This is a genomic window from Phytopseudomonas dryadis (assembly GCF_004327355.1).
Lineage (GTDB): Bacteria > Pseudomonadota > Gammaproteobacteria > Pseudomonadales > Pseudomonadaceae > Aquipseudomonas > Aquipseudomonas dryadis.
Window position 1 is genome coordinate 96,217 of the sequence record NZ_QJUM01000011.1, and the last position, 25,575, is coordinate 121,791.

The following is a 25,575-nucleotide window of genomic DNA, read 5'->3' on the forward strand; positions in this document are numbered from 1 at the left end:
CTGGAGGCTGAAGGCTGGACGAAAAGCGGCCCCGACTCGTCCAGCCTCCAGCTTTCAGCCCTCCGCAGGAGGATATTTCCCATGGAATACGACTACATCATCATCGGCGCCGGCTCGGCCGGTAATGTCCTGGCCACCCGCCTGAGCGAGGACGCGGACGTCAGTGTCCTGCTGCTGGAGGCCGGCGGCCCCGACTACCGCCTCGACTTTCGCACCCAGATGCCCGCCGCCCTGGCCTTCCCGCTGCAGGGCCGGCGCTACAACTGGGCCTATGAAACCGACCCGGAACCGCACATGAACAACCGCCGCATGGAGTGCGGCCGCGGCAAGGGCCTGGGCGGTTCCTCGCTGATCAACGGCATGTGCTACATCCGCGGCAATGCCCTGGACTTCGACAACTGGGCCAGCCAGCCCGGCCTCGAAGACTGGAGCTACCTGGACTGCCTGCCGTATTTCCGCAAGGCGGAAACCCGCGATATCGGCCCCAACGACTACCATGGCGGCGACGGCCCGGTCAGCGTGACCACGCCGAAACCCGGTAACAACCCGCTGTTCCAGGCCATGATCGAGGCCGGCGTACAGGCCGGCTACCCCGCTACCTCCGACCTCAACGGTTACCAGCAGGAAGGCTTCGGCCCGATGGATCGCACCGTGACCCCGGAGGGCCGCCGCGCCAGCACCGCCCGCGGTTACCTCGACCAGGCCCGCGCACGCGCCAACGTGAGCATCGTCACCCACGCCACCACCGACCGCATCCTGTTCGACGGCAAGCGCGCCAGCGGCGTGGCCTACCTGCAGGGCAACGCGAGTACGCCGAGCATCGCCACGGCACGCCGCGAAGTGCTGCTGTGCGCCGGCGCCATCGCCTCGCCACAGATCCTGCAGCGCTCCGGGGTCGGCCCCGGCGAGCTGTTGCGCGGCCTGGACATCGATGTGGTGCACGACCTGCCGGGCGTGGGCGCCAACCTGCAGGATCACCTGGAGGTCTACGTGCAGTATGCCTGCACCCAGCCGGTCTCGCTGTATCCCGCGCTGAAGATGCTCAACCAGCCGGGTATCGGCGCCCAGTGGTTGCTGGCCGGCAATGGCATCGGCGCCAGCAACCAGTTCGAGGCCGGCGGCTTCATCCGTTCGCGCGAGGCCTTCGCCTGGCCGAACCTGCAGTTCCACTTCCTGCCGGTGGCGATCAACTACAACGGCAGCAATGCGGTGAAGGAACACGGCTTCCAGGCCCACGTCGGTTCGATGCGCTCGCCGAGCCGCGGCCGCGTGCACCTGAAGTCGAAGGACCCACGCCAGCACCCGAGCATCCTGTTCAACTACATGGCCCATGAACAGGACTGGCAGGAATTCCGCGACGGCATCCGCCTGACCCGCGAGATCATGCAGCAGCCGGCCCTCGACCCATACCGCGGTCGCGAACTGAGCCCCGGCGCCCATGTGCAGAGCGATGCGGAGCTGGACGCCTTCATCCGCGAACATGCGGAAACCGCCTTCCACCCCTCCTGCTCGTGCAAGATGGGCGAAGACGCCATGGCGGTGGTCGACGGGCAGGGCCGCGTGCACGGCCTGCAGGGGCTGCGCGTGGTAGACGCCTCAATCATGCCGCAGATCATCACCGGCAACCTCAACGCCACCACCATCATGATCGCCGAGAAGATCGCCGATCGCATCCGTGGCCGGGCGCCGCTGCCGCGCAGCGATGCGCCCTACCATGTGGCGGGCGACGCGCCGGTACGCGGCACGCCGGTGCGCGGTATCGAGGCAATACGCTCGGCGGGTTGAGACGGCCAGCTCCCGGGTATCGCTTCGCTCCACCCGGGCTACGGTTGTATGCGTAGCCTGGATTAGCCGCAGGCGTAACCCGGGTTTGCCGAGGTCCGGCCAGGCGACCAGGCAAGTGCAAGGGTGAAGCGTTCGCCGCTTCAAGCTTCAAGCTTCAAGATCGAGACATTCGCGCCCGGCATCGGTCAAACTGCTCTACCACCCGCAGACTCGCGACCGCCATGACCCTGCTCGACGCCCGCACCGCCCGCCTGTTGCCCTGGATCGTCGCCATCGCCTTCTTCATGCAGACGCTGGACGGCACCATCCTCAATACCGCCCTGCCGAGCATGGCCGGTGACCTCGACGAAGACCCCCTGCGCATGCAGTCGGTGGTGATCGCCTACATGCTCACCGTGGCCCTGCTGATCCCGGCCTCGGGCTGGATCGCCGACCGCTTCGGCACCCGGCGCATCTTCTTCGGCGCCATCCTGCTGTTCAGCCTCGGCTCGCTGCTCTGCGCCCTGTCCAACTCGCTGAGCATGCTGGTCGCCGCCCGCGTGATCCAGGGCCTGGGCGGCGCCCTGATGATGCCCGTCGGGCGTTTGGTGGTGCTGCGCGCCTACCCGCGCACGGAGCTGGTGCGGATCATGAGCTTCATCACCCTGCCCGGCCTGCTCGGCCCGCTGATCGGCCCGACCCTGGGCGGCTGGCTGGTGGAATACACCAGCTGGCACTGGATCTTCCTGATCAACCTGCCGGTGGGCGCGCTCGGCTGCTGGGCCGCCCTGCGCTTCATGCCGGATCTGCGCGGCCCCCAACGCACGCGCTTCGACGCCATCGGCTTCCTGCTGTTCGGCGCCGCCATGCTGTTGATCACCGTGGCCCTGGAAGGTCTGGGCGAGCTGCACCTGCCCCACGTGCGGGTGATGCTCCTGCTGCTCGGCGGCCTGGCCTGCCTGGCGGCCTACTGGCTGCGCGCCGGACGCATCGACAACGCGCTGTTCTCGCCGAGCCTGTTCCATACCCGTTCCTTCGCCGTGGGCATCCTCGGCAACGTCTTCGCCCGCCTCGGCAGCGGCGCCCTGCCCTTTCTCACGCCGCTGCTGCTGCAGTTGGGCATGGGCTACTCGCCGGCCCAGGCCGGCATGAGCATGATTCCCCTGGCCCTGGCCGCCATGACCATGAAACCGCTGGCCAAGCCGCTGATCGACCGCCTCGGCTACCGCCGCATCCTGACCAGCAACACCCTGCTGCTCGGCCTGCTGATCGCCAGCATGGCCCTGGTCGACGGACAGACGTCGCATGTCCAGCTGTTCATCCAGCTGAGCCTGATCGGCGCCCTCAATTCACTGCAGTTCACCGCCATGAACACCGTGACCCTGATCGACCTGCGCGACAACGAGGCCAGCAGCGGCAACGGCCTGCTTTCGGTGGTGGTGCAGCTGTCGATGAGCCTCGGCGTGGCCGCCGCAGCGGCCCTGCTCGGCGGTTTCAGCCTGGACCACCAGGGCCAGACGGATGCCGTGCTGTCGGCCTTCCAGGCCACCTACCTGTGCGTCGGCCTGTTGTCGATGCTGGCCGCGGGCATCTTCCTGCAGCTTTCCCCCGAGGACGGCCGCAGCGCCCGGCGGGTCAAGGTCGAGGTAGACGAATAGGCTGGAGGCTGGAGGCTGGAGGCTGGAGGCTGGAGGCTGGAGGCTGGAGGCTGGAGGCTGGAGGCTGGAGGCTGGAGGCTGGAGGCTGGAGGCTGGAGGCTGGACAGCGTTGTGGTCGGCCTCGCCACCGTCAAGCTTTTTCGTCCAGCCTTCAGCGCTCTTATCGGCCTCTGGCTCGTAGCCTGGGTTGAGCGCAGCGATACCCAGGTAACGCCTCCCCGGGTGTCGCTGCGCTCGACCCGGGCTACCTGGCTTTTTCGTCCAGCCTTCAGCGCTGTTCTCGGCTTCTGGCTTGTGGCTTGTCGCTGCCTTTTCAGAAATTGGCCGGGGTGGTGGCGCTGATCAGCCTGGCCGGCTGGTCGAAGGGGTTGCGGAAACGGTGCGGCTTGCTGCTCTCGAAATAATAGCTGTCGCCACTTTCCAGGATGTACACCTCGCCGCCGACGGTCAGCTCGAGGCGGCCTTCGACCAGCATGCCGGCTTCTTCGCCTTCGTGGGCGTACATGTCCAGGCCGGTGTCGCTCTGCGGCGGGTAGGTTTCGTCGAGAAAGGCGATGGCGCGGCTGGGATGGGCCTTGCCGATCAGCTTCATGGTGATGGCGCCACTGCAGATATCGGTAAGCTCGCTGGCCCGGTAGACCACCTGGGTCTGGCTGTCCTGCTCCACTTCCAGCGAGAAGAACTCCACCAGGGACATGGGAATCCCCGCCAGCACCTTCTTCAACGAACTGATGGAAGGACTCACGCTGTTCTTCTCGATCATCGAGATGGTGCTGTTGGTCACGCCGGCTCGCTTGGCGAGTTCGCGCTGGGAGAGGCCTTTGAGCTTACGGATGGATTGCAGTCGAACACCGACGTCCAATGCAGGTTTCCCCCTTGGGAAGACACGGAAAAGTGGCCGTATCATGGCAACAGCGTTCAGTATTTACAACAGTATGGTTGCCAATCCTGCCCAGTTGCGCCTTCAGTCCCCGGAGTAGACCAGCGGTACCCGCCGCACGTTGCAGAAAAGCTGATAGGGAATGGTGCCGGCAGCGCCGGCCACATCGCTGGCGAGCACGCCCTTGCCCCAGAACTCGACCCGGCTGCCCAGCCCGCACCCCGGCAGATCGCTGAGGTCGACCGTGAGCATGTCCATGGATACCCGGCCGATCAGGCGTGACGGCTGCCCGTCGATCAGCAGCGGCGTGCCACTGGGCGCATGCCGCGGGTATCCGTCGGCATAGCCCATGGCAACCACCCCGACCCGCGTCGCGCGCTCGGTGACGAAGCGCGCGCCATAGCCGACCGGCTCCCCGGCTGGCAGCTCGCGCACACTGATGACCCGTGATTCCAGGGTCATCACCGGCTGCAGCCGCGTGGCCAGCGCCTGCTGCTGTTCGAAGGGCGTGGCCCCGTACAGCATGATGCCGGGCCGCACCCAGTCGCTGGCCGGCTGTTCCTTGAACAGCTGCGGCCAGCCCAGCAGCGCCGGCGAATTGCGCAGGCTGGTCTCGGCGGCCAGGCCCTGGCGCGCCTGCTGGAACACCGCCAGTTGCTCGTCGCTGCGCGTGCAGTCGAGCTCGTCGGCGCGGGAGAAATGGGTCATGAGCACGACCTTCGCCACCTTGCCGCTGGCCAGCAGGCGCTGGTAGGCCCCGGCATAGTCGGCCGGGTGGAAGCCGACCCGGTGCATGCCGCTGTCGAGCTTCAGCCAGACGTTCAACGGACGCTTCAGCGGCGCCTGTTCGATGGACTCCAGCTGCCACTGCGCATGCACCACGCACCACAGCTCATGCTGCTCGATCAGCACCAGCTCGCTGGCTTCGAAAAAGCCCTCGAGCAACAGGATCGGCCCGCGGATACCCGCCTCACGCAATTGCAGCGCTTCTTCGACGCAGGCCACGGCAAAGCCATCGCTGTCTTCCTGCAGGGCACGGGCGCAACGCACGGCGCCATGGCCATAGGCATCGGCCTTGACCACGGCCAGTGCCCGGGCGCCGGACAGCTCCCGGGCCAGCCGATAATTGTGACGCAGCGCTTGCAGATCGATCAGGGCACGGGCGGGACGCATGGTTCTCTCGAATGGTGGTTGAAAACACGCGGGCCGGGGCGTTACCACGCACCCGGCCCGCTGGCGACGAAGGGGGTTCAGGGTAGCGCGGCCACCACGCTCATCTCCACCAGCACCTCGGGGGTGTACAGGGCGGCTTCGACACAGGCCCGCGCCGGCGCATGGCCGCGCGGCGCCCAGGCGTCCCACACCTGGTTGAGCCCGGCGTAGTCACGCGCCATGTCGCGCAGGTAGATGGTCACCGAGAGGATGCGCGTCTTGTCGGTCCCCGCCTCGGCCAGCAGGATGTCGATATTGGCCAGGGTCTGCTCGGTCTGCTCGACGATATCGCCGCTGTAATCGTCGGCCAGCTGACCGGCCAGGTAGACCGTGCCGTTGTGGATGACGATTTCGCTGTAGCGCGTTTCGATGCGCTGGCGCTGGATGGACATTGGGCGGATGCTCCTTGGCGGGCCGTCAGGTACGGCACGGTTGTGGCGAGGCGGCGGCAGGCACGCGGGCGCTGCCGTAGCGGGAAATATCCAGGCCTTCGCTGCTGATCTGCGGACGCTTCTTGGCCATCACATCCGCCAGGAAACGCCCGGAGCCGCAGGCCATGGTCCAGCCAAGGGTACCGTGCCCGGTGTTGAGAAACAGATTTCCATAAGGGGTCGCCCCGACGATCGGCGTACCGTCCGGGGTCGCCGGGCGCAGGCCGGTCCAGAAATCGGCCTGGCTCAGGTCGCCGCCCTGCGGGTAGAGGTCGCCGACGATCATTTCCAGGGTTTCCCGGCGCCGCGGGTCGAGGTTCAGGTCGAAACCGGCGATCTCGGCCATGCCGCCGACGCGGATGCGCTGATCGAAACGGGTGATGGCGACCTTGTAGGTCTCGTCGAGAATGGTCGAGCTCGGCGCCATGTCCGGGTTGACGATCGGCACCGTCAGCGAGTAGCCCTTGAGCGGATAGACCGGCGCGCGCAGGCCCAGCGGCTTGAGCAGTTGCGGGCTATAGCTGCCCAGGGCGAGCACGTAGCGATCGGCGGTTTCCAGCTTGCCGTCGATCCACACGCCGTTGATCCGGTCGCCGGCGAAATCCAGGCGCTGGATGGTCTGCTGGAAGCGGAACTCGACACCCAGTTCGCGGGCCATCTCGGCCAGCTTGCGGGTGAACATCTGGCAGTCGCCGGTCTGATCGTTGGGCAGGCGCAGCGCACCGGAGAGCTTGTCGGTGACGCTGGCCAAGGCCGGCTCGACCTTGGCGATACCGGCACGGTCGAGCAGTTCATAAGGCACGCCGGACTGCTCGAGCACGGCGATATCCTTGGCGGCATTGTCCAGTTGCGCCTGGGTGCGGAACAGTTGCGTGGTCCCCAGCTGGCGGGCCTCGTAACCGATACCGGTTTGCGCCCGCAGTTCATCGAGACAGTCGCGGCTGTACTCGGAAAGGCGCACCATGCGCTCCTTGTTCACCGCGTAACGGCTGGCGGTGCAGTTGCGCAGCATCTGCGCCATCCACAGGTACTGGTCGATATCGCCAGTGACCTTGATCGCCAGCGGCGCGTGCTTCTGCAACAGCCACTTGATGGCCTTCAGCGGTACGCCGGGGGCGGCCCAGGGCGAGGCATAACCGGGCGATACCTGCCCGGCGTTGGCGAAACTGGTTTCCAGGGCCGGGCCATCCTGGCGATCGACCACCACCACCTCGAAGCCCTGACGGGCCAGGTAATACGCACTGGCGGTACCGATCACACCGCTGCCAAGCACCAGAACCCGCATGTTTTCTCCTCGTCGCGACTTTGCACTGACGTAAAAGCAATTGAGAAGTCAATGTGGGCAGTATAGAAAGTGATGGGCAGTGCTTTTCACTATATACATAGCTATATTCAAAGAGAGTTCTCGCCTTTACAGCCTTTCACGGAGGGGCACCACCCATGCGCACTCAACACCAGAGCCGCCGCGAGCTGGACAAGATCGACCGCAACATCCTGCGCATCCTCCAGGAAGACGGGCGTATCTCCTTCACCGAGCTGGGCGAACGGGTCGGCCTGTCCACCACGCCCTGCACCGAGCGCGTCCGCCGCCTGGAGCGCGAGGGCATCATCATGGGCTACCACGCCCGGCTCAATCCGCAACACCTGAAGGCCAGCCTGCTGGTGTTCGTCGAGATCAGCCTGGACTACAAGTCCGGCGACACCTTCGAGGAGTTCCGCCGCGCCGTGCTCAAGCTGCCGCACGTGCTTGAATGCCACCTGGTGTCCGGTGACTTCGACTACCTGGTGAAGGCCCGCATCAACGAGATGGCCAGCTACCGCAAGCTGCTCGGCGACATCCTGCTCAAGCTGCCGCACGTGCGCGAGTCGAAGAGCTACATCGTCATGGAAGAGGTGAAGGAGTCGCTGCAGTTGCCGATTGCGGAGTGACGGCTTACACCAGCACCTGCCGCGTGCTGGCGATCAGCCGATGCACCTGGCGCTCCACCCGCGCCTCGGTCGGCTGCTCCGGGCCGCGGCCACGCGGGCAGGGCAGGCTGGCGGTGGTGCCGAACAGGCGGCAGATCAGCGGACGCTGGTCGTATACCCGGCAGCCCTGGGGGCCGAGATGCACACAGTTGTACTCCGCCAGCGCGGCCTCCTGCTCGGCGGCGCTCGTGCGCGGCAAGCGCGACATTTCTTCCGACGAGGCGGTCACCGGGCCACAGCAGTCGTGGCAACCCGGTACGCAGTCGAAACGGGGGATCTGCCGACGCAACTGGTCGACCTTGTCGCGGGTACAGCTCATGGAGGCGGCTCTGAACAGGAGGCGTACATGGTAGCGCCCCGCCCACGCCCGCGGCAAAAGACCCACCCGGACACGACATCGCCTGCCTCTGCACGCCAGCGGTGCTTGGCGCGAAGGGAACGCAGCGCTTATGCTCGTCAAATTTAGCAAACAAGACAATCAGGATTTCGCACATGAACGCCCGTGCCAACCCGTCGCTTCCCAGCAGCGAGCACGCCCCGTCCTATTACGCCGCGAGCAGCAATCGCCAACTCGACTTCGCCGCCCTGCACGGTGAGCAGCGTGCCGATGTGTGTGTCGTCGGCGGCGGTTTTTCCGGGCTCAATACGGCGATCGAACTGGCGCAGAAAGGCCTCTCGGTGGTGCTCCTCGAAGCGCACCGGGTCGGCTGGGGCGCCAGCGGGCGCAATGGCGGGCAACTGATCCGCGGCGTCGGCCATGGTCTCGAGCAGTTCGAGCCGGTGATCGGGGCCAGCGGTGTGCGCGAGATGAAACTGATGGGGCTCGAAGCGGTGGAGATCGTCCGCCAACGGGTCGAGCAGTTCGCCATCGACTGCGACCTGACCTGGGGCTATTGCGACCTGGCCAACAAACCCCGCGACCTGGCCGGTTTCGCCGAAGACGCCGCCGAACTGCAGAGCCTCGGCTACCGCCATGAGCTGCGCCTGCTGCAACCGGAGCAGATGCACGAGGTGGTCGGCTCGAGCCGCTACGTCGGCGGCCTGATCGACATGGGCTCGGGCCACCTGCATCCGCTCAACCTGGCCCTGGGCGAAGCCGCCGCGGCGCAGAGCCTGGGCGTGCGCCTGTTCGAGCACTCGCCGGCGACGCGCATCGAATACGGCAGCGAGGTGCGCGTGCACACGGCCCAGGGCCTGGTGCGGGCCGCTCACCTGGTGCTGGGCTGCAATGCCTACATCCGCGACCTCAACCCGGCCCTGGGCGGCAAGGTACTGCCGGCGGGCAGCTACATCATCGCCACCGAGCCCCTGGACGAGGAGCAGGCCCGCGCCCTGATCCCGCAGAACATGGCGCTCTGCGACCAGCGGGTGGCGCTGGACTACTACCGCCTCAGCGCCGACCGCCGCCTGCTATTCGGTGGTGCCTGTCACTATTCGGGGCGTGATCCGGCTGACATCGCGGCCTATATGCGGCCGAAGATGCTCGAGGTGTTCCCGCACCTGGACACGGTGCGGATCGACTACCAGTGGGGCGGCATGATCGGTATCGGCGCCAACCGCCTGCCGCAGATCGGCCGCCTCAAGGATCAGCCCAACGTGTTCTACGCCCAGGCCTATTCCGGCCACGGCGTGAACGTCACCCACCTGGCCGGCAAACTGCTCGGCGAGGCGATCGCCGGCCAGGCCGGCGGCGGCTTCGAACTGTTCGCCAAGGTGCCGCACATGACCTTCCCCGGCGGGCGCTACCTGCGCTCCCCGCTCCTGGCGCTGGGCATGCTCTGGCACCGGCTCAAAGAGCTGGCCTGAAGCACCGGTCGTGCTTCGTCGACCGTGGCCTGTGGTTGAGCAGAGCGATCCCGGGGCAACCGATCCCGGGTATCGCTGCGCTCAACGCCGGGCTACAGGCGACCAGTGGCTTTCGGCAAGCCGGCTGCCACGGGCGAGTTCACAGACCGTAGCCTGTGGCTGAGCAGAGCGATACCCAGGGCAACCGACCCGGGTATCGCTGCGCTCGACGCCGGGCTACAGGCGACCAATGGCTTTCGGCAAACCGGCTGCTACGGGCGAACTCACGGACCGTAGCCTGTGGTTGAGCATGGCGATACCCAGGGTAGCCGTTCCCGGGTATCGCTGCGCTCAACGCCGGGCTACACACGACCATGGGCTTTCGGCAGGCCGGCTGTTCACAGTTTCCAGAACGGCAGGAGCGCCTCTTGCCTGGCCTGCTCCCGGGTCAGGCCGATATCGCGCAGGTGGGCATCGCTCAATTCCAGCAACGCACGCCGGGTAGCCAGACGCCGCAGGAACAGCTTCCAGCGCTGCGCCATGATCTTGCCACTGGTTACCTGATCCACCATCCGGGGACGGTGGCTGCCGTCCAGTTCGCTGCGGGTCAGAGTCAATCGCACATCACTCAGGCCGTTCATCTCGTTCTCCTGCTTGCACCTGTCATGGGTAACCATGATGGCAAGCGACGAAAAAGCATGACAGATTCAAAAATATGCAATTAAATCCATACAGAAATCGCTGAAAACCGACTGAATGGCTGCTTGGGAGACAATCTGTACTGGTCTCTGCCGCCCTCCACTACCGAACAGGCAACAGTCATGACCCTGTATGTCAATCTGGCCGAACTGCTCGGCGCGCGAATCGAACAAGGTCTGTATCGCCCGGGGGACCGCTTGCCCTCGGTACGCGCGCTGAGCCTGGAGCACGGCGTCAGCCTGAGCACGGTGCAGCAGGCCTATCGCCACCTCGAAGACCGCGGGCTGGCCACGCCCCGCCCCAAGTCCGGCTACTTCGTGCCACCCGGCCGGGACAAACCGGCGCTGCCCAGGATCAGCCGCACGGCGCAGCGCCCGGTGGAGGTGTCGCAATGGGACCAGGTCCTCGAACAGATCGGCATGCAGCCGAACAACGACTTCATCCAGCTCGGCCGCGGCCGCCCGGATATCGACAGCCCGACCCTCAGGCCACTGCTGCGCTCGCTGTCACGCCTGAGTCGCAAGCAGGATCTGCAGACCCTCACCTACGGCAGCATCCGTGGCGATCAGCGCCTGCGCGAACAGATCGCCCGGCTGTTGCTCGACAGCGGCTGCCAGGTGACCTTCGAAGACATCGTCATCACCACGGGCTGCCATGAAGCCCTGTCGGCGGCGATCCGCGCGATCTGCGCGCCGGGCGACATCGTCGCGGTCGACTCGCCGAGCTTCCACGGCGTGATGCAGGCGCTCAAGGGCTTCGGCATGAAAGCCCTGGAGCTGCCGACCGATCCGCTCACCGGCATCAGCCTGGATGCGCTGGAACTGGCGCTGGAACAGTGGCCGATCAAGGCCATCCAGCTCACGCCCAACTGCAACAATCCGCTGGGCTACATCATGCCGGAGGCCAATAAACGCGCCCTGCTGGCGCTGGCGCAGCGCTATGACGTGGCCATCATCGAAGACGATGTGTATGGCGAGCTGGCCTACAACTACCCACGCCCGCGCAGCATAAAATCCTACGATGAAGACGGCCGCGTACTGCTGTGCAGTTCCTTCTCCAAGACCCTCGCGCCCGGCCTGCGCGTCGGCTGGATAGCCCCGGGGCGCTACCTCGATCGTGTGCTGCACATGAAGTACATGGGCACCGGCACCACCGCCCAGTTGCCGCAACTGGCCCTGGCGGAGTACATCGAGGGCGGCCACTACGAACCCCACCTGCGGCGCATGCGCATGCAGTACGCCCGCGGCCGCGACCAGATGATCGACTGGGTGAGCCGCTACTTCCCCGCCCAGACCCGGGTCAGCCGCCCGCTGGGCAGCTTCATGCTCTGGGTGGAAATGCCCGAGGGCTTCGACAGCCAGCGCCTGAATCGCGAACTGGCGCCGTACAAGATACAGATCGCCCCGGGCAGCATCTTCTCGGCGGCGGGCAAGTACCGCAATTGCCTGCGCATGAACTACGCGGCCAAGCCCAGCGCCGCCATCGAAGCTGCGGTACGCCAGGTCGGCGCAAGCGTGGCGCGATTGCTCGAGGACAACCACGCGCGCGACACGGCGATGCACACGGACTGAATCTTTCTTCCGCTGCCGGCGTCCTAACAGGGTCAATACAGCCAGCCATGGAGGCTGCAGTAGTGCCTCTGCGCTTGCTCCTTATCGTCCTGCTGAGCCTGGCCGGTTGCGCCAACCCGGTGGCCATCGTGCCCAGCCAGGCCATCCCCGCCGCCGACTCCTCGTTCGGCGCCGCCATCGAGGCGCGCGCCGCCGAGCATCCGGGGCAGTCGGGTTTTCGTCTGCTGCCGGCCAGCAACGAGGCCTTCGCCGCCCGGGCCGAACTGATACGCGCCGCCCAGCACAGCCTCGACCTGCAGTACTACATCGTGCACGACGGGCTCAGCACCCGGGCGCTGGTCAAGGAGCTGCTGCAGGCAGCCGACCGCGGCGTGCGCGTGCGCATCCTGCTGGACGACACCAGCAGCGATGGCAAGGACTACCAGATCGCCCTGCTGGCGGCGCACCCGAACATCCAGATACGGGTGTTCAACCCGCTGCACCTGGGCCGCATGAACGGCGCCACGCGCCTGCTCGGCCGTGCCCTGAACCTGTCGCAGCAGCATCGGCGCATGCACAACAAGCTGTGGCTGGCCGACAGCGCCGCCGCCATCGTCGGCGGACGCAACCTGGGCGACGAATACTTCGACGCCGAACCCAACCTCAACTTCACCGACATCGACATGCTCGTCGTCGGCCCGGTGGCGCGGGACCTGTCGCAGAGTTTCGATCAGTACTGGAACAGCGCGTTGAGCAAGCCAATCCAGCAGTTCGTCTGGAAGCAACCGGACGACAAGGACCTGGGCAAGGCGCGCCAGGGCTTGCGCGACTACCTGAAGAAGGCTCGCGCCGAACAACCGGTACTCTCCGAACGGCTGCTGGAATACCGCGACAAACCGCAGCTGGAACACTGGCTCGGCGAACTGATCTGGGCACCGGGTGCCGCGCTGTGGGACGCACCGAGCAAGGTGCTGGCCCGCGGCGAACCCGACCCGCAGCTCTTGCTGACCACCCAGTTGCTGCCACACCTGCTGGCCGTCCAGGAAGACCTGGTGCTGATCTCGGCCTACTTCGTACCGGCCCAGGAAGGCATGCAGTACCTGATCTCGCGCGCCGACGCCGGCGTCGAGATCCGCCTGCTGACCAATGCCCTGGAAGCCACCGATGTGCCGGCGGTACACGGCGGCTACGCGCCCTATCGACAGGCTATGCTCGAGCACGGCATGCGGCTGTTCGAACTGCGCAGCCAGCCCGGCGAGGACTCCAGCCCGGTCTACAGCTTCAGCGGCAGTTCCAATTCCAGCCTGCACAGCAAGGCGCTGGTCCTGGACAGACGCAAATCGTTCATCGGCTCACTCAACTTCGACCCGCGCTCGGTGCTCTGGAATACCGAAGTCGGGGTGCTGGTGGACAGCCCGAAGCTTGCCGCCTACGTACGCGACCTGGCCCTGGAGGGCATGGCCCCGGCGGTCAGCTACGAAGTGCGCCTGCAAGCGCAAGGCGACGACACCCGCATGGTCTGGATCGGCGAAGAAGACGGCGAGACCTTCGTCCTGGACAAGGAACCGGGCAACCGCTGGCGTCAGTTCAACGCCTGGTTCTCCCGCCTGATCGGCCTGGAAAAGATGCTTTAGCCAGAAGTCCCCAGGAACCCCGGCCTCGGCGCAACAAGGACTGCGTCCGTTACCCGGAACCGCGTCATGGCCGCCAATCGCTGCGGGGTTTCCCCTGGGCCGCCGCTGCTACGGGCGCGCGGCGGTTTTCAAGGCTGCGACAACGGCACCTGGGCAGCGAAGGCATCGCGCTGCCAGGCCAGCCAGACGAAACCGGCCGCACCCAGTGCCATCATCATCGGCAAGGCATGACCGCTGACCCACTGGCTGACCGCCCCGGTGGCCAACGGGCCGATCAGGCAACCGATGCCCCAGAGCTGGGCGACATGGGCATTGGCCCGTACCAGTTGATCATCACGGAAGCGCTCGCCGATAAGGATCAGCGACAGGGTGAACAAGCCACCGGCGCTGGCGCCGAACAGCACCAGCACGGGCCATATGAGTGGCGTGTGCAGCAGGGCCGGAATGCCCAGGCTGGAACACAGCAGCACCACACCACAGCCACGGAACAGGGTGACCCGCGACATGCGGTCGGCCAGCAGGCCGATGGGCAACTGCAAGGCCGCGTCGCCGACCACCACCACGCTGGCCATGAGCAGCGCCACTTCCTGGGTGAAGCCCTGGCGCAGGCCGTAGATCGGCAACAAGGTCAGCATCATCGCTTCGAAGGCGGCGAACAGCATCACCGCCCAGGCGATCGCCGGCAGGCTGCGGCAGAAATCGAGCAAGCCGCGCCCGGACGCGCTGTGGGCATCCACCCGGGGCGCGCCGGTACGGCCGATCAGCAGCGCGGAACCGCCGATCAGCAACGCCGTGCCGAACCAGAAACCGAGATCGCTGCGCGTGCCCAGCACACTGAGCAGCAAGGGGCCGCACAATTGGCTCAAGGCATAGCCGGTACCGTACAGCGCCACCAGCCGGCCGCGCCATTTCTCCACGGCCAGTTGGTTGATCCAGCTTTCGCCGAGGATGAACACCACCGTCAGGGCCACGCCGAGAAGCAGGCGCAGCAGCACCCAAACCGCATAGTTCTGCAGCAGCGCCAGCCCGGTCACCGAGACGGCGCCCATGAGCAGGCACAGCTGCATCAGACGCGGCGTGGCGCAACGCGCGGCCAGACGCCCGGCCAGCGATGCCCCGAGCAGCACGCCGACCGCCGGCGTCGCCGCCATCACGCCGATGGCGAACGAGCCGTAGCCCCAGCTCTCCAGGCGCAGCGATACCAGCGGCATGGTCACACCCAGCGCCAGCCCGATACTGATCACCGCGGCACAGACGGCGAAATAGGTTTTCCAGTTCATGAAACGCTCGACAAAAAGCGCTGTAGGCTGGAAAGCTGGACGAAAAGCGCAATGCCCCTTCGTTCAGCCTCCAGCCTTCAGCGCTTTTCTCGTCAGAGCTTGATCCAGGTGGATTTCAGCTCGGTGTACTTGTCGAAGGCATGCAGCGACTTGTCGCGCCCATTGCCCGACTGCTTGAAGCCACCGAACGGCGCGGTCATGTCGCCACCGTCGTACTGGTTGACCCAGACGCTGCCGGCGCGCAAGGCGCGGGCGGTCAGGTGCGCCTTGGACAGATCGCCCGTCCACACCGCGGCCGCCAGGCCATAGACGGTGTCGTTGGCGATCTGCACCGCCTGCTCGGCGCTGTCGAAACCGATCACCGACAGCACCGGCCCGAAGATTTCCTCGCGGGCGATGCGCATGGCGTTGGTCACGCCGTCGAAGATGGTCGGCTCGACATAGGTGCCGCCGGTCTCCTCCAGGGTACGCTTGCCACCGGCGACCAGCTTGGCGCCGTCGGCGTGTCCGGCTTCGATGTAACCGAGCACGGTGTTCATCTGCTGGGTATCGACCAGGGCCCCGACAGTGGTGTCCGGGTCCAGCGGGTTGCCGGCCTTCCAACCTTTCAGGGCCTCGATCACCAGGGGCAGGAAACTGTCCTTGATCGAGTTTTCCACCAGCAGGCGCGAGCCCGCGGTGCAGACCTCGCCCTGGTTGAAGGCGATGGCGCTGGCGGCGGCTTCGGCGGCGGCCTGCAGGTCCGGTGCGTCGGCGAAGACGATATTCGGGCTCTTGCCACCCGCCTCCAGCCACACGCGCTTCATGTTCGATTCGCCGGCATAGATCATCAGTTGCTTGGCGATCTTGGTGGAGCCGGTGAACACCAGGGTGTCGACGTCCATGTGCAGCGCGAGGGCCTTGCCAACCGTATGGCCGTGGCCAGGCAGGACGTTGAACACGCCGGCTGGAATGCCGGCGTCCAGCGCCAGCTGGGCGATGCGGATCGCCGTCAGCGGCGACTTCTCGGACGGCTTGAGGATCACCGAGTTGCCGGTGGCCAGCGCCGGGCCGAGCTTCCAGCAGGCCATCATCAGCGGAAAGTTCCACGGCACGATGGCGGCCACCACGCCAACCGGCTCACGGGTGACGAGGCCAAGCTGATCATGGGGCGTCGGCGCCACTTCGTCATAGACCTTGTCGATCGCCTCGGCGCTCCAGCTGATGGCGTTGGCGGCGCCCGGAACGTCGATGTCCAGGGAGTCGCTGATCGGCTTGCCCATGTCCAGGGTTTCCAGCAGCGCCAGTTCTTCGGCGTTTTCCAGCAGCAGTTCGGCGAAACGGATCATCTTCCGCTTGCGCTTGGCCGGGGCGATGCGCGACCAGACGCCGGCATCGAAGGCGGCGCGTGCGGACTTGACCGCCAGCTCGGCGTCGGCCAGGTCGCAACTGGCGACCTGGCCCAGCACGCGGCCATCCACGGGGCTGATGCAGTCGAAGGTTTCGCCGCTCCGGGCGGCCTGGTACTCGCCCTGCACGAAGGCGCGGGTTTCGATCTTCAGCTGCTTGGCGCGCTGTTCCCAGTCGGCACGAGTCAAACGGGTCATTCGATCATCCTCAATAGTCGGTGAAGGCGCCTTGCACCCTGGATAGCCTGCCGGCCACACTAAACCAGCGCCGGTCGGATTTTCAATATTTTTGACAATTGCGGCCAATACCGCCTTGTCACGTTCGTTTTATTAAACATAGACTCGAAGCGATCGCTCCTTGCGGCCTGTACCGACGCCGGCGGTGCGCCGCATGCCCACCCACCGATCGACCACGGAAACGAGCATGGATATCCAGACAATCGTCGATTTCGCCCAAAGCGCCAGCGCGGCGGAGCATTACCGGCCCGCTCCGGAAAAGATCCTCAAGGGCGACCCCGTCCAACAGGCACGCAACCATTACGGCAGCCCCTGCGGCCAATTCAACGCCGGCATCTGGGAAGGCGCCGTCGGGCAATGGACGGTGAACTACAGCGAGCACGAGTACTGCGAAATCCTCCAGGGGGTTTCCGTCCTGCGCGACCAGCAGGGCAACGCCAAGACGGTGCGCGCCGGTGATCGCTTCGTCATACCCGCCGGCTTCAGCGGCACCTGGGAAGTGCTGGAAGCCTGCCGCAAGGTGTATGTGATCTTCGAGCAGCAGCCCTAAGCAGCAGCCCTAAGCAGCAAGCCTCAAGCTGGAAGCTAAAGCTTAGGTGTTACGCCTGAACCGCTACTGCCTTCATCGACGCCAATGCCCGCCTCTGCGTCTGCAGGGCGGGTATTGGCGGCCATGCGAGCGACCTCAGTCGAGCGGTTTCGGCGCCGGACGACGGCTGTCGAGCACCTGCTGCCAGCTGGGATTGCTGCTCTCTTCCATGACCTGCTCGATGGCCTTCTTGCGCTTCTCCTCGGCGCGATGGGCGAAGAACCACACCAGGAAGGTGGCGAACGACACCGCCAGCAGAATCAGGCTCGCCACGGCGTTGATTTCCGGTTTCACGCCCAGGCGCACGGCCGAGAAGACTTCCATGGGCAGGGTGGTGGAACCGGGTCCGGAGACGAAGCTGGCCAGCACCAGATCGTCCAGCGACAGGGCGAAGGACATCATGCCGCCGGCCGCCAGCGACGGCGCGATCATCGGAATGGTGATCAGGAAGAACACCTTCCAGGGCCGCGCGCCGAGATCCATGGCGGCTTCCTCGATGGACAGGTCCAGCTCGCGCAGGCGCGCCGACACCACCACCGCCACGTAGGCCGAGCAGAAGGTGGTGTGGGCGATCCAGATGGTCATCAGCCCACGCTCCGCGGGCCAGCCGATCAGTTGCGCCATGGCCACGAACAGCAGCAGCAGCGACAGGCCGGTGATCACTTCGGGCATGACCAGCGGTGCGGTGACCAGGCCGCCGAACAGGGTGCGCCCCTTGAAACGGTTGATCCGGGTCAGCACGAAAGCCGCCAGCGTACCCAGCGCCACGGCGGCGATCGCCGTGTAGCAGGCGATTTCCAGGGAACGCCATACCGCGCTCATCAGCTGCCGGTTGTCGAGCAGCCCGACGTACCATTTCACCGACCAGCCACCCCACACCGTCACCAGCCGCGAGGCATTGAACGAGTAGATCACCAGGATCAGCATCGGCAGGTAGATGAACGCGAAGCCGACCCAGAGCATGAAAGTGGAGAAACGGAAGTTTTTCATGCCCGCCCCTCCATCTCTTTGGCCCGGCTCTTGGATGGAAAGCCTGTTGAACAGAATGATGGGCACACGACGAGAATATGACTCATGCCCTGCCCTCCATCTCTTTCGCCTGGTTCTTGTTGAAGAGAATGATGGGCACCAGCAGGATCGCCAGCATTACCACCGCCAGCGCCGAGGCCACCGGCCAGTCGCGGTTGTTGAAGAATTCCTGCCACAACACCTTGCCGATCATCAGGGTCTCCGGGCCGCCGAGCAGTTCGGGGATGACGAACTCGCCCACCACCGGAATGAACACCAGCATGCAGCCGGCGATGATGCCGTTCTTCGACAGCGGCACGGTGATCTTCCAGAAGCTGTTGAAGTTGCTCGAACCCAGATCCGACGCCGCCTCCAGCAGGCTCTGATCGTGCTTCACCAGGTTGGCGAACAGCGGCAGGATCATGAACGGCAGGTACGAATAGACGATACCGATGTACACCGCGGTATTGGTGTTGAGGATCTGCAGCGGCGAATCGATCAGGCCGATGCTCTGCAGGAAGCCATTGAGCAGACCGTTGTTGCTGAGGATGCCCATCCAGGCATAGACGCGGATCAGGATCGCGGTCCAGGTCGGCATCATCACCAACAGCAGCAATACCGTCTGGGTTTCCTTCTTCGCGCGGGCGATGGCGTAGGCCATCGGATAGCCGATCAACAGGCAGACCAGGGTGCTGAAAAAGGCGATCTTCAACGAGCCGAGGTAGGCCGCCAGGTACAGCTCATCTTCGCTGAGGAAGATGTAGTTGCCCAGGTTCAGCACCACCGACAGGCTGTTGTCCACCCAGGTGTAGATCTCGGTATAGGGCGGAATCGCCACGTCGGCTTCGGCGAAACTGATCTTCAGCACGATGACGAACGGCAACAGGAAGAACAGGAACAGCCAGATGAAGGGGATGCCGATCACAAGGTGTCGGCCGTTGGGCATACGCTTGGTCAGGCTGGACATCTTCATGACTGCAACACCACGCCGCTGTCGTCTTCCCAGAACACCACCACCGGCTCATCCCAGGTCGGCCGCTTGCCACGGCGCTCGGCGTTGGCGATGAAGCACTGCACCACCTGGCCCGAGCTCAGCTTCACGTAGTACACCGAGTGACCGCCGAGGTAGGCGATGTCGTGCACGGTGCCGTTGCTCCAGTTGTAGTCCGGGTGCTCGTGATCGCCCGGCAACTGCGTGGCCATCAGCAGCTTTTCCGGGCGCAGGGCGTAGGTCACCCGGGTTTCCTGGGCGCGGGTGGTGATGCCGTGACCGATGTAGATCGGCCTGTCCAACTGCGGGCAGTTGATCACCGCATGGTCGGCGTCGTCGGTGACGATCTCGCCATCGAACAGGTTGACGTTGCCGATGAACTCGCAGACCAGGCGACTGGCCGGCGTTTCGTAGATGTCGATGGGGCTGCCGATCTGGGCGATCCAGCCCAGGTGCATGATGGCGATGCGCTGGGCCATGGTCATGGCCTCTTCCTGGTCGTGGGTCACCATCACGCAGGTCACGCCGACCCGCTCGATGATCTCGACCAGCTCAAGCTGCATCTGCGAGCGCAGCTTCTTGTCCAGCGCGCCCATCGGCTCGTCGAGCAACAGCAGCTTGGGCTTCTTCGCCAGCGAACGGGCCAGGGCCACGCGCTGACGCTGACCACCGGAGAGTTGATGGGGCTTGCGCTTGGCGTACTGGCTCATCTGCACCAGCTTGAGCATCTCGCTCACCCGCGCGTCGATCTCCTCCCTGGGCAGCTTGTCCTGCTTGAGGCCGAAGGCGATGTTGTCGGCCACGCTCATGTGCGGGAACAGCGCGTAGGACTGGAACATCATGTTGATCGGCCGCTCGTAGGGCGGCATGTCGGTAATGTCCTGGCCGTCGAGGAAGATGCGCCCCTCGGTCGGTCGCTCGAAGCCGGCGAGCATGCGCAACAGGGTCGACTTGCCCGAACCGGAGCCGCCGAGCAGGGCGAAGATCTCGCCCTTGTTGATGGTCAGCGAGACATCGTCGACGGCGACCGTCTCGTCGAACTTCTTGGTCACGCGCTCGATCTTGACCAGCACCTCTTTCGGTTGCTGACTCCCCTCGAGAACCTTCTTATAGGCACTGGAAGCAACTGCCATTACCAAAACTCCCGCAAGAAAAATGACGCCCGGCCTGGGCCGGGCGCTACTGGTTTTATTTTCCGGACTTGACCTTGGTCCAGCTGCGCGTCATCAGGCGCTGCGCCTTGGGCGGCAATTCCGCCGAAATGTACAACTTGTCCAGCACCGCCTGGGGCGGATAGACCGACTCGTCCTGGAGAATGTCCTGATCCATCAGTGGCCCGGCCTTGGTATTGGGGTTGGCGTAACCGACATAGTCGCTGACCCCGGCGATCACCTGGGGATCGAGCAGGTAATTGATGAAGGCATGGGCCTGCTCGACGTTGCGCGCATCCTTGGGAATGGCGAGCATGTCGAACCACAGGTTGGCGCCTTCCTCGGGAATCGAATAGGCGATTTCCACGCCCTTGCCGGCTTCCTCGGCACGATCGGCCGCCTGCAGGACGTCGCCCGAGTATCCGAACGCCACGCAGATATTGCCGTTGGCCAGGTCGCCGATGTATTTCGAGGAGTGGAAGTAGCTCACGTAGGGCCGCACTTCCAGCAACTTGGCCTCGGCCTTGGCGTAATCCTCGCCGCTCTGGCTGTTCGGATCCAGGCCCAGGTAATTGAGCACCGCGGGAATCATCTCGTCGGCCGAATCGAGAAACGACACGCCGCAGGCGGACAGCTTCTTCATGTTCTCCGGCTCGAACAGCACGGCCCAGGAATCGATGTGATCGACGCCGAGCACCTCCTTGACCTTGGCCACGTTGTAGCCGATGCCGTTGGTGCCCCACAGGTAGGGCACCGCGTACTGGTTGTCCGGGTCGTTGGCCTGCAGTTGCTTGAGCAGGGCCGGGTCGAGGTTGTCCCAGTTCGGCAGCAGCGCACGGTCGAGCTTCTGGAATGCCCCCGCCTTGATCTGCTTGCCGAGAAAATGGTTGGACGGCACCACCACGTCGTAGCCGCTGCGGCCGGCGAGCAGCTTGCCTTCCAGGGTCTCGTTGGAATCGAAGACGTCGTAGACCGGCTTGATGCCCGTGGCCTTCTGGAACTCGGCCAGGGTGTCCTCGCCGATGTAATCGCTCCAGTTGTAGATATGCACGGTGCCGTCCGCGTGTGCCAGGCTTGCCAAGCCAAGCGAAAGCGCAGTCGTGGTCAGGATCTTGCCCAGGGAAATGTGCACAGCTCGTCCTCTTCTTGTGGATCGTCAGCGGCTGTCAGGCAGCCGCCGACACCCCGCGATTGAAATAGGCGCACGACATCGTCGCAGCGCGCACCGGGCGGCGATCCGCCCATGGCCCCGCCCGGGGCCATGACAACACCCGCGGCGGGCCAGGCCGCCGCGGAGGTTGCCGCACTCAGCGGCCGGACTTGATCTTGGTCCAGCTGCGGGTCATGGCGCGCTGGGCTGCCGGCGGCAGATCCGGGAAGGCGTACAGCTTGGCCATGGTTTCCTCGCTCGGGTAGATGCCCGGGTCGTTGCGGATGGCCTCGTCGACCAGCTCCGTGGCCTTGGCGTTGCCGTTGGGGAACTGCACCTCGTTGGTGATCTCGGCCATGATCTCCGGCTGCATCAGGAAGTTCATGAAGGCGTAGGCCGACTCCACGTTTTCCGCGTCGGCCGGGATGGCCACCATGTCGAAGAAGGTACCGGCCCCTTCCTTCGGAATGTTGTAGGCCACCTCGACCTTGCCGCCGGCCTCTTCGGCACGGGACTTGGCCTGGTACACGTCGCCCGAGTAGCCCACCGCCACGCAGAGGTTGCCGTTGGCCAGGTCGGAGATGTACTTGGAGGAATGGAAGTAGGTGATCGACGGACGGATCTTGAGGAACAGGTCCTCGGCTTCCTTGAGCTGCTTCGGATCGGTGCTGGTCGGCTCATGGCCCAGGTACTGCAGGGCGATCGGCAGGACCTCGGTCGGCGAGTCGAGGAAGGACACGCCGCAGGACTTCAGCTTCTCGATGTTCTCCGGCTTGAACAGCAGGTCCCAGGAGTCGACTGGGGCGTTCTCGCCCAGCACGGCCTTGACCTTCTCCGGGTTGAAGCCGATGCCGATCGAGCCCCACATGTAGGGGAAGGCGTACTGGTTGCCCGGATCGCTGACCTCGACGGTCTTGAGCAGGGCGGTATCCAGGTTCTGCCAGTTCGGCAGCTTGGACTTGTCCAGCGGCTGATAGACCTTGGCCTTGATGTGCTTGGCCAGGAAGTTGTTCGACGGCACCACGATGTCGTAGCCGGACTTGCCGGCGAACAGCTTGGCTTCCAGGGTCTCGTTGGAATCGAAGACGTCGTAGACGACCTTGATGCCGGTCTCCTTGGTGAACTTGGCCACGGTGTCCGCCGCGATGTAGTCCGACCAGTTGTAGACGTTCAATACCTTGCTATCTGCCTGCGCCATACCGGCCACGCTAGCGGCCAGCGTCACGGCCAGCAGTGTCTTGCCGAAGGTCTTGATCATGCGGTTCAGCTCCATTTGTCATGTTGAGTATCCGGCTCGCGCTACCCTGGCGACGCGATGCCGGTGGCCGGCGCAGTCTGGCCGAGAAGCGGCGTGCCGCTCAAGCCTCAAGCCAGTAAAGCACGGGCGGTGAGATCCAGGCAGTGGCGCGCCTTTTCCACCAGTTCGTCGATTTCAGCCTGGCTGATCACCAGGGGCGGCGAAATGATCATGGTGTCGCCCACGGCGCGCATGATCAGGCCGTTATCGAAGCAGTGACCGCGGCAGATCATACCGGCCGCCTTGTCACTCGGATAACGCTCGCGCGTCTGCTTGTTCTTCACCAGTTCGATGGCGCCGAGCATGCCGATACCGCGCACTTCGCCCACCAGCGGGTGATCCGCCAGTTCGCGCAATCGCCTCTGCAAATAGGGTGCCGTTTCCGCCTTGACCCGCTCGACGATTTTCTCCTCGCGCAGGATGCGAATGTTCTCCAGCGCCACCGCCGCCGCCACCGGATGCCCGGAATAGGTGAAGCCGTGGTTGAAATCGCCACCCTCGTTGAGCACCTCGACGATCTCGTCACGCACCACCAGTCCGCCCATGGGCACGTAGCCGGAGGTCAGGCCCTTGGCGATGGTCATCATGTCCGGCGTATTGCCGAAGAAATCGCTGCCGAACCATTCGCCGGTACGGCCGAAACCACAGATGACCTCATCGGCGACGAACAGGATCTCGTACCTGGCGAGGATCTCGCGCACCTTCGGCCAGTAGCTGTCCGGGGGGATGATCACGCCACCGGCGCCCTGGATCGGCTCGGCGATAAAGGCCGCCACGTTCTCCTCGCCGACCTCGAGGATCTTCTTCTCCAGTTGCTCGGCCGCCCAGATGCCGAAGGCTTCCGGGGTCATGTCGCCACCCTCGCCGAACCAGTATGGCTGGGCGATGTGCACGATGCCCGGGATCGGCAGGCCGCCCTGTTCATGCATCCCCTTCATGCCGCCGAGGCTGGCACCGGCCACGGTGGAGCCGTGGTAGCCGTTCTCGCGGGCAATGATGACCTGCTTGCCCGGCTTGCCCTTGAGCGCCCAGTAATGGCGCACCATACGCAGCATGGTGTCGTTGCCTTCGGAGCCGGAACCGGTGAAGAACACATGGTTCATGCCCGCCGGGGTCAGCTCGGCGATCGCCTTGGCCAGTTCCAGCGCCGGCGGCGTGGCGGTCTGGAAGAACAGGTTGTAGTAGGGCAGTTCCTGCATCTGCCGCGAGGCCGCGTCGGCCAGCTCCTTGCGTCCGTAACCGATGGCCACGCACCACAGACCGGCCATGGCGTCGAGGATCTTGTTCCCCTCGCTGTCCCACAGGTACACACCATCGGCGCGGGTGATGATGCGCGGGCCTTTTTCGCCCAGCTGCTTGAAATCGCTGAATGGCGCCAGGTGATGGTCGCGGCTCATGGCCTGCCATTCACGGGTTTTCGGGTTGTTCGGGTTGCTCATATCCACCTCAAGAAATGCACACCATTATCGGCAGCCGGGCGAAGCGCGCGCCGGCTCCCGCTCGATCAGACCGAAAGCAGGAGGAACTCGCGTTCCCAGGAACTGATCACCCGCTTGAAGTTTTCATGTTCGGCACGCTTGACCGCGACATAGCCGCGGACGAACTTTCCGCCCAGGTATTTCTCCGCGTCCTTGCAGGCTTCCATGCGCTCCAGGGCGCTTTCGATGGTCACCGGCAGGCGCAGGTTGCGGCGCTCGTAGCCACGCCCCTTGACCGGGGCACTCGGCGTGATGCCCTCGACCATGCCGATATAGCCACACAGCAACGAAGCCGCCAGCACCAGGTAAGGGTTGGCGTCGGCGCCGGCCAGGCGGTTTTCCACGCGGCGGTTCTGTGGCCCGGCTTCCGGCACGCGCAGGCCGACGGTGCGGTTCTCTTCGCCCCACTCGACGTTGACCGGGGCCGAGGTGTCGGGGAGGAAACGGCGGAACGAGTTGACGTTCGGCGCGAACAGCGGCAGCAGCTCGGGGATGTATTTCTGCAGGCCGCCGATATGGTGGTGGAATAGCTCGCTCATGCCCCCGTCCTCGTTGGAGAACAGGTTCTTGCCGGTCTTCACGTCCACCACGCTCTGGTGGATATGCATGGCGCTGCCCGGCTGGTCGGTGATCGGCTTGGCCATGAAGGTCGCCGCCACGTCGTGCTTGAGCGCCGCCTCGCGCATGGTGCGCTTGAACACGGTGATCTGGTCGGCCAGGTGCAGGGCGTCACCGTGGCGGAAGTTGATTTCCATCTGCGCCGGGCCGTCCTCGTGGATCAGCGTGTCGAGATCCAGGCCCTGCAGCTCGCACCAGTCGTAGACATCCTCGAACAGCGGGTCGAATTCGTTGGCCGCGTCGATGGAGAAGGATTGCCGACCGACTTCCGGGCGCCCGGAACGCCCCATCGGCGCCACCAGCGGGAAATCCGGGTCGCTGTTGCGCTTGGTCAGGTAGAACTCCATCTCCGGTGCGACGATGGCCTTCCAGCCCTTGTCCGCGTAGAGCTTGAGGATGTTCTTGAGGATGTTGCGCGGCGACAGCTCGATCGGGTAGCCCTGCTTGTCGAAGGTGTCGTGGATCACCATCGCGGTCGGCTCGATGGCCCAGGGCACCAGGAATACCGCGTTCTCGTCCGGACGGCAGAACATGTCGATGTCCGCCTCGTCGAGCAACTCGTAATAGATGTCGTCCTCGACGTAGTCGCCGGTGACGGTCTGCAGCAGCACGCTCTCCGGCAGGCGCATGCCCTTTTCGTCGAGAAACTTGTTGGTCGGCGAGATCTTGCCGCGGGCAATGCCGGTAAGGTCACTGATCAAGCATTCCACTTCGGTGATTTTGCGTTCTTTCAGCCAGCTCGAGAGCTGGTCCAATTTGGTACTCATAGAGACCTCAGGGTTTAAGAAACCGACATGTGCCGCCGGC

22 protein-coding genes are annotated in these 25,575 nt (G+C 64.9%); 7 read left to right on the forward strand and 15 right to left on the reverse strand.

Annotated features, from left to right (window positions below):
• Nucleotides 1-81 precede the first annotated feature (81 nt).
• Both betA and mdtD read left to right on the forward strand, forming a co-directional pair.
• Nucleotides 82-1,785 (forward strand): choline dehydrogenase, encoded by a 1,704-nt coding sequence (gene betA / locus DNK34_RS11345; RefSeq protein ID WP_131175295.1) that lies wholly within the window; start codon nt 82-84, stop codon nt 1,783-1,785.
• Between the two features lie 221 nt (nt 1,786-2,006).
• A complete protein-coding gene (mdtD, locus tag DNK34_RS11350) occupies nt 2,007-3,422 on the forward strand; it encodes a multidrug transporter subunit MdtD (protein ID WP_131175296.1) in 1,416 nt (471 codons plus the stop codon).
• A 313-nt stretch (nt 3,423-3,735) separates the two neighbouring features.
• Here the strand turns inward: mdtD and DNK34_RS11360 are convergent, their stop codons facing one another.
• From DNK34_RS11360 to dadA, 4 genes are all read right to left on the reverse strand, one after another.
• Entirely contained in the window at nt 3,736-4,284 is a 549-nt protein-coding gene (locus tag DNK34_RS11360) for a cupin domain-containing protein (protein ID WP_131175297.1), read from the reverse strand.
• 102 nt (nt 4,285-4,386) lie between these two features.
• A complete protein-coding gene (gene alr / locus DNK34_RS11365; protein WP_131175298.1) occupies nt 4,387-5,475 on the reverse strand; it encodes an alanine racemase in 1,089 nt (362 codons plus the stop codon).
• A 77-nt stretch (nt 5,476-5,552) separates the two neighbouring features.
• Nucleotides 5,553-5,906: a RidA family protein gene (locus DNK34_RS11370; RefSeq protein WP_131175299.1), complete on the reverse strand. Its 354-nt coding sequence runs from the start codon at nt 5,904-5,906 to the stop codon at nt 5,553-5,555.
• 25 nt (nt 5,907-5,931) lie between these two features.
• Nucleotides 5,932-7,230, reverse strand: coding sequence for a D-amino acid dehydrogenase (gene dadA, locus DNK34_RS11375; protein ID WP_131175300.1), 1,299 nt, complete (start codon nt 7,228-7,230; stop codon nt 5,932-5,934).
• 155 nt (nt 7,231-7,385) lie between these two features.
• Here dadA and dadR point away from each other — a divergent pair, with 155 nt between their 5' ends.
• A complete protein-coding gene (gene dadR, locus DNK34_RS11380; RefSeq protein ID WP_131175301.1) occupies nt 7,386-7,874 on the forward strand; it encodes a transcriptional regulator DadR in 489 nt (162 codons plus the stop codon).
• A 4-nt stretch (nt 7,875-7,878) separates the two neighbouring features.
• On the opposite strand, the gene DNK34_RS11385 is transcribed toward dadR, so the two are convergent.
• Nucleotides 7,879-8,232 (reverse strand): YkgJ family cysteine cluster protein, encoded by a 354-nt coding sequence (locus DNK34_RS11385; protein ID WP_131175302.1) that lies wholly within the window; start codon nt 8,230-8,232, stop codon nt 7,879-7,881.
• Nucleotides 8,233-8,405: 173 nt separating this feature from the next.
• Between DNK34_RS11385 and DNK34_RS11390 the strand changes: the two genes are divergently transcribed.
• Nucleotides 8,406-9,719 (forward strand): NAD(P)/FAD-dependent oxidoreductase, encoded by a 1,314-nt coding sequence (locus tag DNK34_RS11390; protein ID WP_131175303.1) that lies wholly within the window; start codon nt 8,406-8,408, stop codon nt 9,717-9,719.
• A 377-nt stretch (nt 9,720-10,096) separates the two neighbouring features.
• On the opposite strand, the gene DNK34_RS11395 is transcribed toward DNK34_RS11390, so the two are convergent.
• Nucleotides 10,097-10,339, reverse strand: a complete 243-nt coding sequence (locus DNK34_RS11395; protein ID WP_131175304.1) for a DUF1127 domain-containing protein — start codon at nt 10,337-10,339, stop codon at nt 10,097-10,099.
• A gap of 180 nt (nt 10,340-10,519) precedes the next feature.
• On the opposite strand from DNK34_RS11395, the gene DNK34_RS11400 reads away from it, so the two are divergent.
• Both DNK34_RS11400 and DNK34_RS11405 read left to right on the forward strand, forming a co-directional pair.
• Nucleotides 10,520-11,968 carry an aminotransferase-like domain-containing protein gene (locus tag DNK34_RS11400; RefSeq protein ID WP_131175305.1) on the forward strand — a complete coding sequence of 483 codons (1,449 nt, stop codon included), beginning with the start codon at nt 10,520-10,522 and terminating at the stop codon, nt 11,966-11,968.
• Nucleotides 11,969-12,015: 47 nt separating this feature from the next.
• The gene (locus DNK34_RS11405) at nt 12,016-13,581 is read left to right on the forward strand and encodes a phospholipase D family protein (RefSeq protein WP_131175306.1); all 1,566 of its coding nucleotides are present in this window, start codon (nt 12,016-12,018) and stop codon (nt 13,579-13,581) included.
• A 128-nt stretch (nt 13,582-13,709) separates the two neighbouring features.
• On the opposite strand, the gene DNK34_RS11410 is transcribed toward DNK34_RS11405, so the two are convergent.
• Together DNK34_RS11410 and DNK34_RS11415 are read right to left on the reverse strand one after the other, a co-directional pair.
• Entirely contained in the window at nt 13,710-14,861 is a 1,152-nt protein-coding gene (locus DNK34_RS11410) for an MFS transporter (protein WP_131175307.1), read from the reverse strand.
• Nucleotides 14,862-14,953: 92 nt separating this feature from the next.
• A complete protein-coding gene (locus DNK34_RS11415) occupies nt 14,954-16,447 on the reverse strand; it encodes an aldehyde dehydrogenase (RefSeq protein WP_131175308.1) in 1,494 nt (497 codons plus the stop codon).
• Nucleotides 16,448-16,673: 226 nt separating this feature from the next.
• On the opposite strand from DNK34_RS11415, the gene DNK34_RS11420 reads away from it, so the two are divergent.
• On the forward strand, nt 16,674-17,036 hold the full coding sequence (locus DNK34_RS11420) for a cupin domain-containing protein (protein ID WP_131175309.1): 363 nt from the start codon (nt 16,674-16,676) through the stop codon (nt 17,034-17,036).
• A 135-nt stretch (nt 17,037-17,171) separates the two neighbouring features.
• Here the strand turns inward: DNK34_RS11420 and DNK34_RS11425 are convergent, their stop codons facing one another.
• The 7 genes from DNK34_RS11425 to DNK34_RS11455 form a co-directional block, all read right to left on the reverse strand.
• On the reverse strand, nt 17,172-18,065 hold the full coding sequence (locus DNK34_RS11425) for an ABC transporter permease subunit (RefSeq protein ID WP_131175310.1): 894 nt from the start codon (nt 18,063-18,065) through the stop codon (nt 17,172-17,174).
• Between the two features lie 82 nt (nt 18,066-18,147).
• The gene (locus DNK34_RS11430; RefSeq protein WP_131175311.1) at nt 18,148-19,056 is read right to left on the reverse strand and encodes an ABC transporter permease subunit; all 909 of its coding nucleotides are present in this window, start codon (nt 19,054-19,056) and stop codon (nt 18,148-18,150) included.
• Nucleotides 19,053-20,207 (reverse strand): polyamine ABC transporter ATP-binding protein, encoded by a 1,155-nt coding sequence (potA, locus tag DNK34_RS11435; RefSeq protein WP_131175312.1) that lies wholly within the window; start codon nt 20,205-20,207, stop codon nt 19,053-19,055. The genes DNK34_RS11430 and potA overlap by 4 nt, the downstream gene beginning before the upstream one ends.
• A gap of 55 nt (nt 20,208-20,262) precedes the next feature.
• Nucleotides 20,263-21,336 carry a polyamine ABC transporter substrate-binding protein gene (locus tag DNK34_RS11440; RefSeq protein ID WP_278248872.1) on the reverse strand — a complete coding sequence of 358 codons (1,074 nt, stop codon included), beginning with the start codon at nt 21,334-21,336 and terminating at the stop codon, nt 20,263-20,265.
• A 196-nt stretch (nt 21,337-21,532) separates the two neighbouring features.
• Nucleotides 21,533-22,633: a polyamine ABC transporter substrate-binding protein gene (locus DNK34_RS11445; RefSeq protein WP_131175314.1), complete on the reverse strand. Its 1,101-nt coding sequence runs from the start codon at nt 22,631-22,633 to the stop codon at nt 21,533-21,535.
• 107 nt (nt 22,634-22,740) lie between these two features.
• Nucleotides 22,741-24,111 (reverse strand): aspartate aminotransferase family protein, encoded by a 1,371-nt coding sequence (locus DNK34_RS11450; protein ID WP_131175315.1) that lies wholly within the window; start codon nt 24,109-24,111, stop codon nt 22,741-22,743.
• A gap of 65 nt (nt 24,112-24,176) precedes the next feature.
• A complete protein-coding gene (locus DNK34_RS11455; protein ID WP_131175316.1) occupies nt 24,177-25,535 on the reverse strand; it encodes a glutamine synthetase family protein in 1,359 nt (452 codons plus the stop codon).
• Nucleotides 25,536-25,575: the final 40 nt, after the last annotated feature.